Here is a 15,295-nt window from a genome sequence, read left to right as displayed (position 1 = left end):
AGCGGCGCTTTACCTGCCTTTTGTCTTATTTTTCGGGGTTAGACTTCGATGGAAAACGGTTTCGTCCATCTTCGTGTTCACACCAACTATTCGCTTGCCGAAGGTGCCATCACGACGAAGGAGCTTGCCAAACTTTGTGCAGCCGATGGCCAGCCCGCCGTTGCGATGACCGATACCGACAATATGTTCGGTGCTCTTGACTTTGCCGGCGCACTGAGTGGCGGCGGCGTGCAGCCGATCCTGGGTGTCCAGATGGGGGTTGAGCGGTTTGGTGACAAACCGGCCGTTGGCAAAATTGCCCGTGAACCGATGCCCGATCGACTGGTGCTGATTGCCCAGAACAAGGAAGGTTATTTCAATCTTCTGAAAATCGTGTCACGCGCCCATATGACCTCCGAAGCCGGGAGCGAGCCCAAGGCGCTTTATGACCATATTCGGAAATATTCCGGACATATCATCTGTCTGACAGGCGGGCCGACTGGTCCGCTGGCCCGCTTGCTGGCCGATGAACAGGTTGAAAAGGCCGAAGAATGTCTTGCGCAGCTCAAGGATATTTTTGGCAACCGGCTTTATATCGAACTTCAACGCCATGGCGAGGAACTGGAAGACCTGGTGGAACCGGGCCTGATCAAGCTTGCCTATGATCATGATGTGCCACTGGTTGCGACCAATAACTGCTACTTTCCGTCGGCAGATATGTATGAAGCCCACGACGTCTTCATCTGTATCGGGCAGGGGGCGGTTGTTGGCCAGGAAGATCGCTGGAAACTGACGCCCGATCATCGGTTTAAAACCGCAGCAGAAATGCGCGAACTGTTTGCCGATATTCCCGAAGCCTGTGACAACACACTTCTGATCGCCAAACGCTGTTCCTGGCATGTCGAAAAAATTGACCCGATCCTGCCGCCATTTGATTGTGGCGAAGGCCGGACAGAGGTCGACGAACTGCGCCACATGTCAGAAGAGGGGCTTAAAGGCCGCCTTGAAAAATATGTCTTTACCGAAGACATGTCGGATGCCGAAAAAGAAGAAATCGCCAAACCGTATTGGGAACGTCTGGATTATGAGCTGGGCATCATCAACCAGATGGGGTTCCCGGGCTACTTCCTGATCGTTGCCGACTTTATCCAGTGGGCGAAGGACCATGACATTCCGGTCGGACCGGGTCGTGGTTCGGGTGCCGGCTCGTTGGTTGCCTATGCACTTTTGATTACCGACCTTGATCCTTTGCGGTTCTCGTTGCTGTTTGAACGTTTCCTTAACCCGGAACGTGTGTCCATGCCCGACTTTGACGTCGATTTCTGTCAGGACCGGCGCGGCGAAGTTATCGAATATGTGCAAAAGAAATACGGTCATGACCGTGTGGCACAGATCATCACATTCGGTAAGTTGCAGGCAAAGGCAGCCGTGCGCGACGTCGGGCGTGTGTTGAGCATCCCGTATGGTTATGTCGATAAAATCTGTAAAATGATCCCGGGTGATCCGGCCAAACCGATCCCGCTTAAGGAAGGGATTGATATGGAACCGGATTTGCGGCGTATTGCGCGCGAAGACCCGGACATTGACCGACTGCTGTCGATCGCCATGCAGATCGAAGGTCTTTATCGTAACTCCTCGACCCATGCCGCCGGTGTTGTGATTGGTGACCGCGATCTTGACGCGCTGGTCCCGCTTTATCGTGATCCGCGCTCGGACATGCCGGTAACCCAGTTCAACATGAAGTTTGTTGAAAATGCCGGTTTGGTGAAGTTCGACTTCCTGGGTCTTAAAACGCTGACGGTGATTATCGAGGCCGTCAACCTGATGCGTCAGCGCAAGGATGTCCCGCAAAACTTTGATATCGGGGCAATTCCGCTTGATGACCGTGCGGCGTTCAAGCTTTTGTCTGCAGCCGAAACGGTTGGCGTGTTCCAGCTTGAATCCCAAGGGATGCAGGACGTGTTGCGCGGCCTGAAGCCAGATACCCTAGAAGACATTATCGCTGTTGTGGCCCTGTATCGTCCGGGGCCGATGGATAACATTCCCCATTACATCGCGCGTAAGCACGGTCAGGAAGAACCTGACTATATGCATCCGATGTTGCAGCCGATCCTCGAAGAAACCTATGGCATCATGATCTATCAGGAGCAGGTCATGCAGCTTGCCCAGATCATGGCGGGTTATTCGCTTGGTGGTGCTGACCTGTTGCGTCGCGCAATGGGTAAGAAAATCGCCGAGGAAATGGAAAAACAGCGTGGGCTGTTTGTAGATGGCTCCGAAAAGAACGGCGTCGATCGTGCCCAGGCGTCTGATATCTTTGATCAGGTCGCAAAGTTCGCATCCTACGGCTTTAACAAATCTCATGCGGCGGCCTATGCGCTCGTGGCGTATCAGACTGCGTATCTGAAGGCGAACTATCCGGTCGAGTTCATGGCTGCTCTCATGACGCTCGATATGCATAACACCGAAAAACTGGCGGTGTTCAAGCAGGAGGTCGAACGGCTTGAGATCGAAATTCTGCCACCATGTGTGAATAATTCCCAGGTGGCGTTTTCGGTTGAAAACCATGACGGGGTTCGCAAAATCCGGTACGCGCTGGCGGCAGTTCGAAATGTCGGGGATGCGGCGATGGAAAGCCTTGTCGCCGAACGCGAAGCCAACGGTCCGTTCAAGGACATTACCGATTTCGCATCACGCATCGACAGCCGTGCTGTCAATAAACGTCTGCTTGAAAACCTTGTGCGGGCAGGGGCGCTTGATTGTCTGACGCCCAACCGCAAGGTCATGTTTGAAAATGTCGATAAGGTGATTGCCGTTGCGCAGCGTGAAATGCAGGCGCGCAATGATGACCAGATTTCGATGTTTGGTGACAGCAGCGGCTTTGGCAAGGACAAGATCCGCCTGCCTGATGATCGTGACTGGGTGCCGATGGAAAAACTGACCGAGGAATTTTCCGCAATCGGTTTCTATCTGTCAGCGCATCCGCTTGATACATTCGGCAAAAGCATCCAGCGGATCGGTATTGCCCCGATCAAGGAGCTGCCCGCGCGCATGCGTGCCCAGAACAAGGGCGCCATTCGTCTTGCCGGGACATTGATCAATGCGCGTGAAATGATTTCAAAAAAGAACGGGTCAAAGTTTGCCTTTGTCATGTTCTCGGACCCGACCGGAAGCTTCGAGGTTGCCTTCTGGGCAGAAGCATGGGCGGCTTATAAGGAAATCATCAATGCGGGGCGGCCCGTTCTGTTGATTGTGGCAGCAGAAATGCGCGAAGGACAGTTGCGCATTCAAGGGCAGCGCGTTGAGGATCTTGAACAGGCTGTTGCTGGCGCGGCCGAGGGTATCCGTATTCGCCTCAATCGTCCTGACCCCGTGCCGGAAATTTGCCAGCTTCTTGCCGATGCCGGCAAGGGACGGGGGCTCGTGACGCTTTCATCTGTTTGCGATGACGGTCGCATGGCCGAAATTGAACTTGAAGACAAATACAAGGTCGGGCCGTCACTGATCGGTGCGATTGGCGCAATTCCGGGTGTGGAATTCGCCGAAGAAATCTGATGATTTGACGTCGAAACTGTCCGCGTGTCGGGCAAAGGTTCCCGGATCGCGCAGAAATGCGTACTTTAGGGCTTGCATTCTTGTCGGGACGGGATTAAAACCCGCCCCGAACATCGCACGCGAAAGAGCGGCGACTGCCGTCATATGGCAACTCGTCCATCCGGTGTTTCATGCATGAGGCATGAGATTCCCTTTCGCGGAGGTATTAACCGGAAAAAGGTAGGAACTATTATGGCATTGCCAACCTTTACCATGCGCCAGCTCATGGAAGCTGGTGTCCACTTTGGTCACCACACCCGCCGTTGGAACCCGAAGATGAAAAAATTCATCTTTGGTGCACGTAACGACATCCACATTCTGAACCTGCAGGAAACCGTTCCGATGCTGCATCGCGCGATGCAGGCAGTTCGTGACGTTACCGCATCTGGTGGTCGTGTTCTTTTCGTCGGTACCAAGCGTCAGGCTTCCCCGATCATCGCAGACGCTGCAAAGCGTTGCGGCCAGTACTATGTGAACCATCGCTGGCTCGGCGGCATGCTGACCAACTGGAACACCGTTTCCAACTCAATCAAGCGCCTTAAAGAACAGGAAGAAATCCTGTCTTCTGGTGCAGAAGGTCTGACCAAAAAAGAAATCCTGAACCTGACCCGTTCGCGCGATAAGCTTGAGCGCGCGCTTGGCGGTATCAAGGACATGGGTGGTCTTCCGGACATCATCGTCGTGGTCGACACCAACAAAGAATCTCTTGCCATCCAGGATGCCAAGAACCTGAACATTCCGGTCGTTGCAATCCTCGACTCCAACTCTGATCCGGCAAACATCCAGTACCCGGTTCCGGGCAACGACGATGCGATCCGTGCGATCCAGCTGTATTGCGACCTGTTCGTCGGTTCTGTTCTGGACGGTATCCAGGAAGAAATGACTGCTTCTGGCGCAGATCTCGGCGAAGCGGAAGAAGTTCCGGCCGAAGCAGCTGCCGCAGCTGACGCTGCAGAAGAAGCTTCCGCATAAGTTTCATTTTGTACCTGATGAAACGGCGGCTAGCATGCCGCCGTTTTGTTAGGTGTTCACCTGATCGCGTAATAGGGGCTTAAAAAATGGCTATTACCGCTGCTCTCGTAAAAGAGCTTCGCGAAACCACCGGCGCTGGCATGATGGATTGCAAAAAAGCGCTGTCTGAAACCGATGGTAACCTTGAAGCAGCTGTTGACTGGCTGCGTACCAAAGGTCTTGCTGCTGCTGCCAAGAAAGCTGGCCGTGTTGCTGCCGAAGGTCTGGTTGCTGTTGCTGTTGACGGCACCAAAGGTGCAGTTGTCGAGCTGAACTCGGAAACCGACTTCGTTTCGCGTAACGAAGACTTCCAGAAATTCGTCAGCGAAATCGCAGTACAGGCTGTTTCGGCAAATGGCGACATCGATACCCTTAAAGCTGCTGCTTTCCCGGGTACGTCGCGTAACGTCGAAGAGCAGGTTACCCACATGATCGCCACCATCGGCGAAAACATGTCCCTGCGTCGTTCGGCTGGCCTGTCGGTGGAAAAAGGCGTTGTTGCGTCCTACATCCACTCGGCTGTTGCTGCAAACCTCGGCAAGATCGGCGTTCTGGTTGCTCTGGAATCCGAAGCTGATGCTGCTGTTCTCGAAGGCCTGGGCAAACAGATTGCAATGCACATTGCAGCAACCAACCCGGCATCGGCAACGGTTGATGATCTGGATCCGGAACTGGTCGAGCGTGAAAAAGCCGTTCTGACCGAGCAGGCCAAAGAATCCGGCCGTCCGGCAGAAATCATCGAAAAGATGATCGAAGGTCGTATCCGTAAATATTACGAGCAGGTCGTTCTGGTTGAACAGACCTTCGTTATTGACGGTGAAAGCAAAGTCAAAGCCGTGATCGAAAACGCTGCCAAAGAAGCTGGCAAGCCGATCACCCTGAAGGGCTTTGTTCGCTTCGAACTCGGTGAAGGCATCGAGCGCGAAGAAAAAGACTTTGCTGCAGAAGTTGCTGAGCAGCTGAACAAATAAAACATCTGATCGGAATGGTGCGTTCGTCATCATTTCGTGTATGATCCAGACCGGCGAGGTCGGCAGCGCATATCCGCCCTGTTACTCGCCGGTCTTTTTATATCTGAATTTTGCATTTCCCGATCCGGGGCAGTGCGCTACATCGGCATTTAAGAGGCATTGAGATATGGCAGAAAACGGCCAACTGAAATTTCGCCGCGTTCTTCTTAAGCTCTCGGGTGAGGGGCTATTAGGGAAACAGCAATACGGAATTGATCCTGAAACGGTTGACCGGATTGCCAGCGAAATCAAAGCCGTTCATGACATGGGTGCCGAAGTTTGCATGGTGATTGGCGGCGGGAATATTTTCCGCGGCGTCAAGGGCGCCTCACAAGGGATGGAACGCGCAACCGCCGACTATATGGGCATGCTTGCGACCATCATGAATGCGCTTGCGGTTCAGAACGCGCTTGAGCGCCACGGGGTTCAGACCCGTGTGCAGTCCGCGATCCCGATGTCCTCTGTTTGCGAACCCTATATCCGCCGTCGTGCTGTTCGTCACATGGAAAAGGGCCGCGTCGTCATCTTTGCTGCCGGGACGGGCAACCCGTTCTTTACCACCGATACCGCTGCGGCTTTGCGTGCGGTTGAGATGGGCTGTGATGCCCTGCTTAAGGGGACGCAGGTTGACGGTGTTTATACCGCAGACCCGAAAACGGACCCGACTGCGGAACGCTATGATCAGCTGACCTATATGGAAGTTTTGTCCAAAGATTTGCGTGTGATGGATGCATCGGCTATTTCTTTGGCACGCGAAAATGATATTCCGGTTATCGTATTTTCTTTGCATAATCCGGGTGCCTTTGCAGACGTTGTTACTGCGAAGGGGACGTTTACGATTATTTCGAATGGAGACTGAACGTGTCTGACGTTGCTGGCCTAAAAAAGGACCTGTCCCGCCGTATGGAAGGGGCTGTCGAAGTGTTGCACAAGGAATTCACCGGTTTGCGGACCGGACGTGCCAGTGTGAGCCTTCTTGAGCCGGTCATGGTTGAAGCCTATGGCGTTCCGACCCCGCTTAACCAGGTGGCGTCTGTTAGCGTTCCCGAGCCGCGTATGCTTTCGGTTCAGGTATGGGACAAAACCATGGTCAAATCCGTTGAAAAAGCCATTCGTGATTCGGGGCTTGGCCTGAACCCGGCTGCGGACGGAACGCTCGTGCGCGTGCCGATTCCGCCGCTGAACGAAGAGCGTCGTGCTGAATTGTCCAAAGTTGCTGGCAAATACGCTGAACAGGCCAAGATTTCCGTACGTAACGTCCGTCGTGACGGTATGGACCAGCTCAAAAAATGGGAAAAAGACAGCGAGATTTCCAAAGACGAGCTGCACAGCGAAGAAAAAGAGATCCAGAAGCTGACCGACAAGGTCATCGGCGAGATCGACGAAGCGCTGTCGCACAAAGAACAGGAAATCATGCAAGTCTGATTATGGCTGTGCTTTCTTCGCAAACCCAACCGTCAGATACGCAAATTGTCCCGCGTCACGTTGCCATCATCATGGATGGCAACGGGCGTTGGGCGCGTAGCCGCGGGCGTCCTCGTACAATGGGGCATCGCGCAGGCGTCGAGGCCGTGCGTCGTACGATCGAGGCATCTGTCGAACTCGGTATCGAGTATCTGACGCTGTACGGTTTTTCGACCGAGAACTGGAAACGCCCGGAAAGTGAAGTAAGTGACCTGATGGGCTTGCTGCGCCTGTTTATCAAGCGCGAGCTTTCCACCTTGCAGAAAAATGGTGTGAAAATCCGGATTATCGGTGACCGGTCGCGGTTTGCAGATGATATCCGTGCTTTGCTTGATAAGGCCGAAAGCGCAACCAGTGGCAATTCGCGGCTTAATCTTACAATTGCACTAAGCTATGGCGCGCGTGCCGAATTGACCCAGGCGATGCGTGAAATTGCCAAAAAGGTCGCATCCGGGGAAATTTCGGCGGACGCGATTACCGAAGATCTGATTGAACAGAACCTGTCCACAGTCGGGATTCCTGATCCTGATTTGTTGATCAGGACCAGTGGCGAACAGCGTATCAGCAATTTCCTTTTGTGGCAGTCCGCCTATACAGAGTTCGTTTTCGAAGACGTATTGTGGCCGGATTTCGACCGTAACCATCTGGAAAAAGCCATTGACAACTTTGCCGGACGGGAGCGGCGTTTTGGTGCAGTCATCTGAAACCGAACGTCTCAAAGATAATAATTCCGGATTGAAACCGCGCATTCTTTCTGCGCTGGTTATGACCCCGGTGGCTGTTGCCGCTGTGTGGTTTGGATCACCATATTTCGATATTCTGCTGTTTGCTTTTTGCGCGGGCATGATGTGGGAATGGTCGCGCATGTGCGCGCCGGCAAACTATAATGGCATTTCGGTTGTTGCAGCTGTAGCACTTGGTGTTGCGATGTTGATGCAAATGACCGGCCAGGAAGAATATATCGTGATGCCGCTTGCCATCAGCGTCATTATTGGCGCTGCCAGGTCGGGCAAGAATTGGTTCATTGCCGGTTTTGGTATCCTGTATGTGTCGCTTGCGGCATTGGCGGCACTTTGGTTGCGCAATCAGGATCATGACGGATTGCTGACCATCATGTGGTTGTTCTTCCTTGTCTGGGCCACCGATACGGGGGGCTACGCTTTTGGAAAGATGATCGGCGGGCCAAAGCTTGCACCGCGTTTCAGTCCGAAAAAGACGTGGGCGGGGCTGATTGGTGGTATGGTGTGTGCGGGTTTGATTGGCGCAATTGTCACCTATTTCAGTGCCGATGCAATCGATTGGATGATTGTTGGTGTCAGCATGTTGCTTGCTGTGGTCGCACAGGTTGGCGATCTTGGTGAATCGGCGCTCAAACGTCGGTTCGCAGTCAAGGACAGCAGTAACCTGATCCCGGGTCATGGGGGCCTGCTTGATCGCGCTGACGGGATGCTGTCGGTATTTCCGGTTGCCTTTGTTATTATCTGTTTCGCAGGGCTTGCGCTGCGATAGGGCGGTTGAACCAGCGACCGCTTTTTTTACAGGTGTTTGATGAGTTTGAAGAAATCCGTCAGTGTTTTTGGCGTGACCGGTTCAATCGGGACCAGCACGGTTGATATTCTCAAAAGCCATGCGGACAAATATAGCGTCGATGCAGTGACAGCACACCGCAATGTTGAGGCCTTGGCGCAAATCGCCAGGGATCTGTCGGCAAAATTCGCGGTGATTGGCGATCCCGACCTCTATGACGAACTGTGCGATGCGCTTGCCGGGTCGGGTATCGAAGCCGGTGCAGGTGAAAGTGCCCTGATTGATGCCGCTCAACGCCCGTCAGATATTGTTATTGCTGCTATTGTTGGCGCTGCCGGCTTGAAACCGACATTGGCGGCAATCCGGCGCGGGGCACGTGTCGGTTTGGCCAACAAGGAAACCCTTGTCTGCGCCGGTGCCCTTATGACGGCAGAAGTCGCGCAACATGGTGCGACACTCATTCCCGTTGATTCGGAACATAGTGCTATTTTCCAGGTTCTAGAAGACCGTCCGGAACACCAGGTTGATCGCATATTGCTGACGGCTTCTGGCGGACCGTTTCGCGAATGGTCCCTAGACAACATGAAGTCGGTGACCCGTGCACAGGCGCTTGCCCACCCAAATTGGGATATGGGGGCGAAAATCTCAATCGACTCTGCGACGATGATGAACAAGGGGCTGGAGCTGATCGAAGCCTGGCATCTTTTCCCGGTACCGGAAGACAAGATCGAAATTGTTGTTCATCCTCAATCGGTTGTGCATAGTATGGTCGAATATTGCGATGGTTCGGTACTTGCGCAACTCGGTTCACCGGATATGCGAACCCCGATCGCCTATGCCTTGGCATGGCCGGAAAGGATCAAGGTCGATGTACCTCGTCTTGATTTTGCCACGATCGGAGGGTTGAACTTCCAACAACCGGATACAGAACGCTTTCCTGCATTGCGTTTGGCACGCCAGGCCTTGCAGGAAGGTGGTACACTGCCTACTGTCCTGAACGGCGCAAATGAAGTTGCGGTTGAGGCCTTCTTGCGCGATCAGATAGGGTTCCTGGATGTTGCGGGAATTGTCGAGACTGTGATGAACAAGATCGGCAGTCATCGATTGACCGATCTGGACCAGGTGTTTGAGACAGATGCGATGGTGCGCCGTGAAACGGCTGCCTGTATCGCTGCTGTTTAAGTTGAAATTTCCGGTTTTTCCGGACAAGGGACGTCTTGATGGAAACCTTACTTGCCTTTCTTTTTGTTCTGTCGGTTCTCGTGTTCGTTCACGAATACGGTCACTATTGGGTCGCCATCAAGAACGGGGTCAGAGTCGAAGCATTTTCCATTGGTTTCGGGCCGGAATTGTTCGGCTGGAAAGATAAAAAAGGTACGCGCTGGAAAGTAAGCCTGATCCCGCTTGGCGGTTATGTGAAGATGTTTGGCGACATGAACCCGGCAAGTGCCGGTCAGCGCGATGATCTTAATGCTGAAGAAGAAAAATACGCCTTCCATCACAAAAGTGTTGCTGCACGCGCAGCCATCGTGTTCGCCGGGCCGTTTGCAAATTTCATCTTTGCCATTGTTGTCTTTACATTTTTGTTTGCAGCTGTTGGCCAGCAGCGCGCGCTGCCGGTTGTTGGGGATGTGCTTGACGACAGTCCGGCTGCGACCGCCGGCTTGCTCCGTGATGATCAGATCACGGCGATTGATGGTGAAAGCGTTCAATGGTTCTCTGAGCTGTCGGAAATCGTTCGTGCCCATCCGGCGGAAACACTTTCGGTTACGGTTCTTCGTGATGGCCAGCAGATCGATCTTTCTGTAACGCCCGAGGCAATCACTGCTGATGAAAACGGTCAAACTCAGACCTTTGGGCGTTTGGGCATTACAGCAGGGGCCTTTGACACCAGTCGGGACGGTGTGATCGATGCCGTAAGCCGGGCATTTGAGACATTCTATTCACTGACAACGCAAACTTTTGCCGCCCTTGGTGAAATGATCAGCGGAGACCGCGATAGCTCCGAGCTTGGTGGGCCGATCCGGATTGCACAGATGTCGGGGCAGGTGGCCGAAGGGGGCCTGGGACCTCTTCTGTTCTTTATGGGCTATCTTTCAATCAGTCTTGGGTTAATCAATCTGATGCCGGTACCTGTTCTTGATGGCGGGCATCTTGTGTTTTACGCGATCGAGGCAATTCGCGGTAAGCCATTGGGGGCAAAAGCACAAGAATATGGTTTCCGTATCGGCGCTGGTTTGGTATTCAGCTTAATCATTTTCGCAACGTGGAACGATTTGACGCAATTGGGTGTCTTCAGTTTCCTCAAAGGACTTGCTGGCTAATGAATGACAGCAACAGGGGGGTTAACTTGCTGCGTAAGGTAAAAGCGGCCGCACTGGCTGCGGCACTGCTTGGCGGTACAGCGCCAATTGTTATTCCGGTGGCAGCATATGCCCAACAGAATTCCGGCCTGATTCGCGAAATTCAGGTCGAAGGCAATAATCGAATTGAAAGCGGTACCGTCAACGCGTATCTGACCGTTGCGCCCGGTGATTCCTATGACGCCCGCAAGATCAATGATTCCCTCAAGGCATTGTTCTCGACTGGTCTGTTTGCAGACGTGTCGTTCAGCTTCAACCAGGGTGTGTTGAAGGTAAACGTTGTTGAAAACCCGATTATCAACCGCATTGCATTTGAAGGTAACAATCGTCTGAAAGACGACGTTCTCAGTGCCGAGTTGCAGTTGCGTCCGCGTGTTGTTTATACCCGGACCAAGGTTCAGGCAGATGTCCAGCGTATTCTGGAATTGTATCGCCGAAGCGGGCGTTTTGCGGCAACTGTCGATCCCAAAGTCATTCAACTCGACCAGAACCGCGTTGATCTGGTCTTTGAAGTTGATGAAGGTGAAGCAACCGGTGTTCGCAAGATCAATTTCGTCGGCAATAAGGCGTTTGATGACGGTGAGCTTTCCGATGTCATCCGTACCACCGAAAGTGCGTGGTGGAAAATTCTGACATCCGATGACAACTACGATCCCGATCGTGTGACCTTTGACCGTGAATTGCTCCGTCGCTTCTATTTGTCGGCGGGGTATGCCGATTTTCAGGTTCTGTCATCTGTGGCGGAACTGACGCCGGATCGTTCCGATTTCTTCATCACCTATACGGTGAGTGAGGGACAGCGATATCGCTTTGGCGATGTAAAGATCGTATCGCAGATCGACAAAATCGATGCGGATTCCCTGTTGCCATTGATCGAGATCGAAAAAGACGAATGGTATAACGCGACCATGGTCGATGATGCTGTTGATGCATTGACCAACAGTGTCGGCGATCAGGGCTATGCCTTTATTGATATCCGCCCGAGTGTTCAGCGCAACCGCGAAACCGGTACCATTGATCTGACCTTCACGATTGCCGAAGGACCCAAGGTCTATGTCGAACGGATTGATGTTGTCGGCAACGTCAGAACGCTTGATGAAGTTATTCGACGTGAATTCCGTCTGGTTGAAGGCGACGCATTCAGCAGTTCGAAAATGAAGCGTTCAAAGCAGCGTATTGAAAACCTGAACTTCTTCAAATCGGTTGATGTCAAAACCCTTCCGGGCCAGACGCCGGATCAAACCATCCTTGAAGTCGATGTTGAAGAAAAATCGACCGGCGAATTTTCGATCGGGGCAGGTTACGGCACGGATAACGGTGCTTTCGGGCAGTTGGGTATTCGTGAACGCAACCTTCTTGGTAAAGGCCAGGATCTGCGACTTAACTTCACTTTGGGTTCCACGGATCAGCAAATCGATTTGTCCTTCACCGAGCCTTATTTCCTGGATCGTGAAGTCGCCGCCGGTTTCGATGTTTATCGTCGTGAAGAGGATAACCAGGACGAAAGCTCGTACGATGAAGAGCAGACTGGTGGACGCCTTCGTGCCGGCTTCAAATATACCGAAGACCTGTCTCATTCGTTCCGCTACACGCTTGAGCAAAACAGCTATTCCGACATCGACGAAGATGAAGCATCACGTCTGCTGTTGGCAGAAGAAACTGAGTTCGTTGAATCCGCAATTGGCCACACGCTGACTTATGACAAGCGTGACAGCGCCGTCGCCCCGACCGAGGGCTATTTTGGGCGCTTGTCCAACGATTTTGCGGGCCTTGGTGGGGACGAGACCTATCTCCGTACCCGACTTGAGGGCGGTTATTACTATCCCCTTGATCGTGAGCACGAATGGGTTCTCTCGACCCGTGCCGGTACCGGTTATATCTTTGGTATCGGTGATGACACCCGCATTTCCCAGCGCTTTATGGTTGGTGGTTCCAACCTTCGCGGTTTCGAATCCGCCGGTGTAGGACCGCGTGATATCGCAACGGGTGACTCCCTTGGTGGCAAGATGTATTACACCGGGTCTGTTCAGATGGACTTCCCGCTTGGTTTGCCGTCCGAGTTTGCCCTGAAAGGGCGCGTATTCAGTGACTTCGGCTCATCCGAAGGCGTTGACGGTGCGCGTGCCGGTGAAATTTATGACACCGGGTCCATCCGCGGATCGGTCGGTGTCGGTGTTGGTTGGGAATCGCCGTTCGGCCCGATCGGTGTCGATCTTTCCCAAGCCATCCTGAAAGAAGACCACGACAAAGAGGAAGTGTTCCGACTTAACTTCGGAACCAGATTCTAATGATGAAAAAGTCGTTCCAGAAAATTTTCGTTGCGTCCGCACTCGTTTTTGGTGCCGCAATGGTTCCGCAGGCCCAGGCGCAAGAAACGCCAAATCCGGAAACCGTCGCATCGGTCATGATTGTCGATTATGCGGGCATCATGCGTGAAGCATCGGCCATGCAGGACGTCAAAAAGCAAATTCGCGAGCGTCAGGTAACCTATCAGCAGGATATCGAAACGCGTCAGCAGGCGCTGCGCGAAGAGGAAAAGCAACTGGCGCAACAGCGCACTTTGCTTGCCGCTGACGTCTATCAGGAAAAGCAAAAGCAGTTCCAGCAAAAGGTCGCGGCATTCCAGAAGTTTGCCCAGGGACGCAGCCGTGTACTTGATCAGGCTCTTGCCGAAAGCCAGGCAACTTTCCAGAAAGCATTGAACGAGGTTATTGCCGGTCTGGCCGAAGAGCGCCGCGCAACTCTCGTCCTGCATCAGGCTCAGGTGATTATCTTTGCCAATGCAATGAATGCCAGCAAGGAAGTGTTTGACCGGATCAATAAAAAAGTGCCGACGATCAAGGTTGAGTTCAAGGAAGGCTCCTGATGGCTGATTCCCGTTTCTTTAGCCGCAAAGGACCATTCAGCGTCGCGCAAATCGCCGAGCTGACGGGGGCAGATGTTGTAAATGCTCCTGATCGCGACCGCGTGTTTGATGATGTTTCGCCGCTGCAAAATGCCGACAGCACGATCCTGAGCTTCTTTGATAACCGCAAATACATTGATGCGTTTATCAACAGCAAAGCCGGCGCGTGCTTTGTCCGGCCCGAGTTTGCCGACCGTGCACCAAAGGACATGGTCCTGTTTACGACCAACGATCCATATCGTGCCTATGCCAAGGCCGCGACGGCGTTTTACCCGTTCGAGACCGGAAATGGTTCCATTTCCGAATTCGCGGTTGTTGACCCGTCTGCCAAGCTTGGAAAAGGCGTGCAGGTCGATGCCGGCGCAGTTATCGGTGCGAATTGTGAAATCGGTGATGGAACCATCATCGAAGCCAATGCGGTAATCGGCAAGGGTGTGGTTATTGGTGCTGGATGCCGGATCGGGGCAAATGCATCAATCAGTCACAGCCTGATTGGCAATCTTTGCCTGATTTATCCTGGTGCGCGTATCGGTCAGGATGGGTTTGGCTTTGCCATGGGCCCGCAAGGGCACGTAAAAGTACCGCAGCTGGGCCGCGTAGTGATTGGCAATGATGTCGAGGTCGGGTCGAATTCCACGATTGATCGTGGTGCGGGCCCGGATACCGTTATCGGCAATGGTTGCCGTATCGACAATCTGGTGCAAATCGGCCATAACGTCGAAATGGGTATGGGATGTGTTATCGTATCCCAGGTCGGCATTTCGGGATCGACCAAGCTTGGCAATTTTGTGGTTCTTGCCGGGCAGGCCGGGATCACCGGCCATCTTGAAATTGGCGATGGCGCCAAGGTTGCTGCCCAATCGGGTGTCATGAAAAATATCGGGCCGGGGGAAACAGTTGGCGGAAGTCCTGCTGTTCCGGTCATGGAATATCATAAACAGACGGTGGCCTTGTCCCGTCTGATACGAAAAAAGAAATAAGGGCTACACACATGACCGAATTGGTAAGTGTTGATATTCAGCGCATTCTGGAAATGATTCCGCACCGTTATCCGTTCCTGTTGATCGACAAGGTTGTCGATATTGCCGAGGGTGAATCCGCAACCGGCATCAAGAACGTAACGATGAACGAGCCGCAATTTACCGGTCATTTCCCGCAGCAGCCGATCATGCCGGGTGTTCTGATCGTTGAAAGCATGGCGCAAACTGCGGCCATTTTGGTTGTTCAGACCCTGGGTGCGGATGCCGAAGGCAAACTTGTCTATTTCATGAGCATCGATAACGCCCGTTTCCGCAAGCCGGTTACACCGGGTGATGTCATGCATATTCATGTCACCAAAAAACAGAGCCGCGGACCGGTCTGGAAGTTCGAAAGCCAGGTCAAGGTTGACGGTCAGGTCGTTGCCGAGGCCACCATCGCCGCGATGATCCGGGATAACTGAT

At 53.1% G+C, this 15,295-nt stretch carries 13 protein-coding genes; all 13 read left to right on the top strand.

The genetic code is table 11. The features are described from left to right. Positions 1 to 48: 48 nt before the first annotated feature. Entirely contained in the window at positions 49 to 3,534 is a 3,486-nt protein-coding gene (gene dnaE / locus CU041_RS07605) for a DNA polymerase III subunit alpha (protein ID WP_068518930.1), read from the top strand. Positions 3,535 to 3,765: 231 nt separating this feature from the next. Further along, positions 3,766 to 4,545: a 30S ribosomal protein S2 gene (rpsB, locus tag CU041_RS07600; RefSeq protein ID WP_068518931.1), complete on the top strand. Its 780-nt coding sequence runs from the start codon at positions 3,766 to 3,768 to the stop codon at positions 4,543 to 4,545. An 86-nt stretch (positions 4,546 to 4,631) separates the two neighbouring features. Then, positions 4,632 to 5,555 (top strand): translation elongation factor Ts, encoded by a 924-nt coding sequence (tsf, locus tag CU041_RS07595; protein ID WP_068518932.1) that lies wholly within the window; start codon positions 4,632 to 4,634, stop codon positions 5,553 to 5,555. Positions 5,556 to 5,721: 166 nt separating this feature from the next. After that, entirely contained in the window at positions 5,722 to 6,453 is a 732-nt protein-coding gene (gene pyrH / locus CU041_RS07590) for a UMP kinase (RefSeq protein ID WP_068518933.1), read from the top strand. Positions 6,454 to 6,455: 2 nt separating this feature from the next. Next, positions 6,456 to 7,019: a ribosome recycling factor gene (frr, locus tag CU041_RS07585; protein ID WP_101246321.1), complete on the top strand. Its 564-nt coding sequence runs from the start codon at positions 6,456 to 6,458 to the stop codon at positions 7,017 to 7,019. Between the two features lie 2 nt (positions 7,020 to 7,021). Further along, on the top strand, positions 7,022 to 7,762 hold the full coding sequence (locus tag CU041_RS07580; RefSeq protein ID WP_101246320.1) for an isoprenyl transferase: 741 nt from the start codon (positions 7,022 to 7,024) through the stop codon (positions 7,760 to 7,762). Further along, positions 7,749 to 8,567, top strand: a complete 819-nt coding sequence (locus tag CU041_RS07575; protein ID WP_233433037.1) for a phosphatidate cytidylyltransferase — start codon at positions 7,749 to 7,751, stop codon at positions 8,565 to 8,567. The genes CU041_RS07580 and CU041_RS07575 overlap by 14 nt, the downstream gene beginning before the upstream one ends. A 39-nt stretch (positions 8,568 to 8,606) precedes the next feature. Further along, entirely contained in the window at positions 8,607 to 9,767 is a 1,161-nt protein-coding gene (locus tag CU041_RS07570; protein ID WP_101246318.1) for a 1-deoxy-D-xylulose-5-phosphate reductoisomerase, read from the top strand. A 38-nt stretch (positions 9,768 to 9,805) separates the two neighbouring features. Continuing rightward, complete coding sequence (rseP, locus tag CU041_RS07565; protein ID WP_101246317.1) at positions 9,806 to 10,909, top strand: RIP metalloprotease RseP; 1,104 nt, start codon at positions 9,806 to 9,808, stop codon at positions 10,907 to 10,909. Positions 10,910 to 10,935: 26 nt separating this feature from the next. Then, entirely contained in the window at positions 10,936 to 13,236 is a 2,301-nt protein-coding gene (gene bamA / locus CU041_RS07560) for an outer membrane protein assembly factor BamA (protein WP_324788940.1), read from the top strand. Further along, a complete protein-coding gene (locus CU041_RS07555; RefSeq protein WP_233433036.1) occupies positions 13,236 to 13,814 on the top strand; it encodes an OmpH family outer membrane protein in 579 nt (192 codons plus the stop codon). The genes bamA and CU041_RS07555 overlap by 1 nt, the downstream gene beginning before the upstream one ends. Continuing rightward, positions 13,814 to 14,833, top strand: a complete 1,020-nt coding sequence (gene lpxD / locus CU041_RS07550; protein WP_101246315.1) for a UDP-3-O-(3-hydroxymyristoyl)glucosamine N-acyltransferase — start codon at positions 13,814 to 13,816, stop codon at positions 14,831 to 14,833. The genes CU041_RS07555 and lpxD overlap by 1 nt, the downstream gene beginning before the upstream one ends. Before the next feature lie 11 nt (positions 14,834 to 14,844). Then, positions 14,845 to 15,294, top strand: coding sequence for a 3-hydroxyacyl-ACP dehydratase FabZ (fabZ, locus tag CU041_RS07545; protein WP_068518941.1), 450 nt, complete (start codon positions 14,845 to 14,847; stop codon positions 15,292 to 15,294). Position 15,295 lies beyond the last annotated feature (1 nt).

It is taken from the genome of Thalassospira povalilytica (assembly GCF_002844235.1).
Lineage (GTDB): Bacteria > Pseudomonadota > Alphaproteobacteria > Rhodospirillales > Thalassospiraceae > Thalassospira > Thalassospira povalilytica.
Note: the sequence above shows the minus strand (reverse complement) of the source record. Positions and strands in the feature narration are given on the sequence as shown.

Excerpts from the sequence above, each read along its gene's own strand:
- dnaE (WP_068518930.1), top strand. The coding sequence starts at position 49 with ATGGAAAACGGTTTCGTCCATCTTCGTGTTCACACCAACTATTCGCTT.
- rpsB (WP_068518931.1), top strand. The coding sequence starts at position 3,766 with ATGGCATTGCCAACCTTTACCATGCGCCAGCTCATGGAAGCTGGTGTC.
- tsf (WP_068518932.1), top strand. The coding sequence starts at position 4,632 with ATGGCTATTACCGCTGCTCTCGTAAAAGAGCTTCGCGAAACCACCGGC.
- pyrH (WP_068518933.1), top strand. The coding sequence starts at position 5,722 with ATGGCAGAAAACGGCCAACTGAAATTTCGCCGCGTTCTTCTTAAGCTC.
- CU041_RS07580 (WP_101246320.1), top strand. The coding sequence starts at position 7,022 with ATGGCTGTGCTTTCTTCGCAAACCCAACCGTCAGATACGCAAATTGTC.
- CU041_RS07570 (WP_101246318.1), top strand. The coding sequence starts at position 8,607 with ATGAGTTTGAAGAAATCCGTCAGTGTTTTTGGCGTGACCGGTTCAATC.
- rseP (WP_101246317.1), top strand. The coding sequence starts at position 9,806 with ATGGAAACCTTACTTGCCTTTCTTTTTGTTCTGTCGGTTCTCGTGTTC.
- CU041_RS07555 (WP_233433036.1), top strand. The coding sequence starts at position 13,236 with ATGATGAAAAAGTCGTTCCAGAAAATTTTCGTTGCGTCCGCACTCGTT.
- lpxD (WP_101246315.1), top strand. The coding sequence starts at position 13,814 with ATGGCTGATTCCCGTTTCTTTAGCCGCAAAGGACCATTCAGCGTCGCG.
- fabZ (WP_068518941.1), top strand. The coding sequence starts at position 14,845 with ATGACCGAATTGGTAAGTGTTGATATTCAGCGCATTCTGGAAATGATT.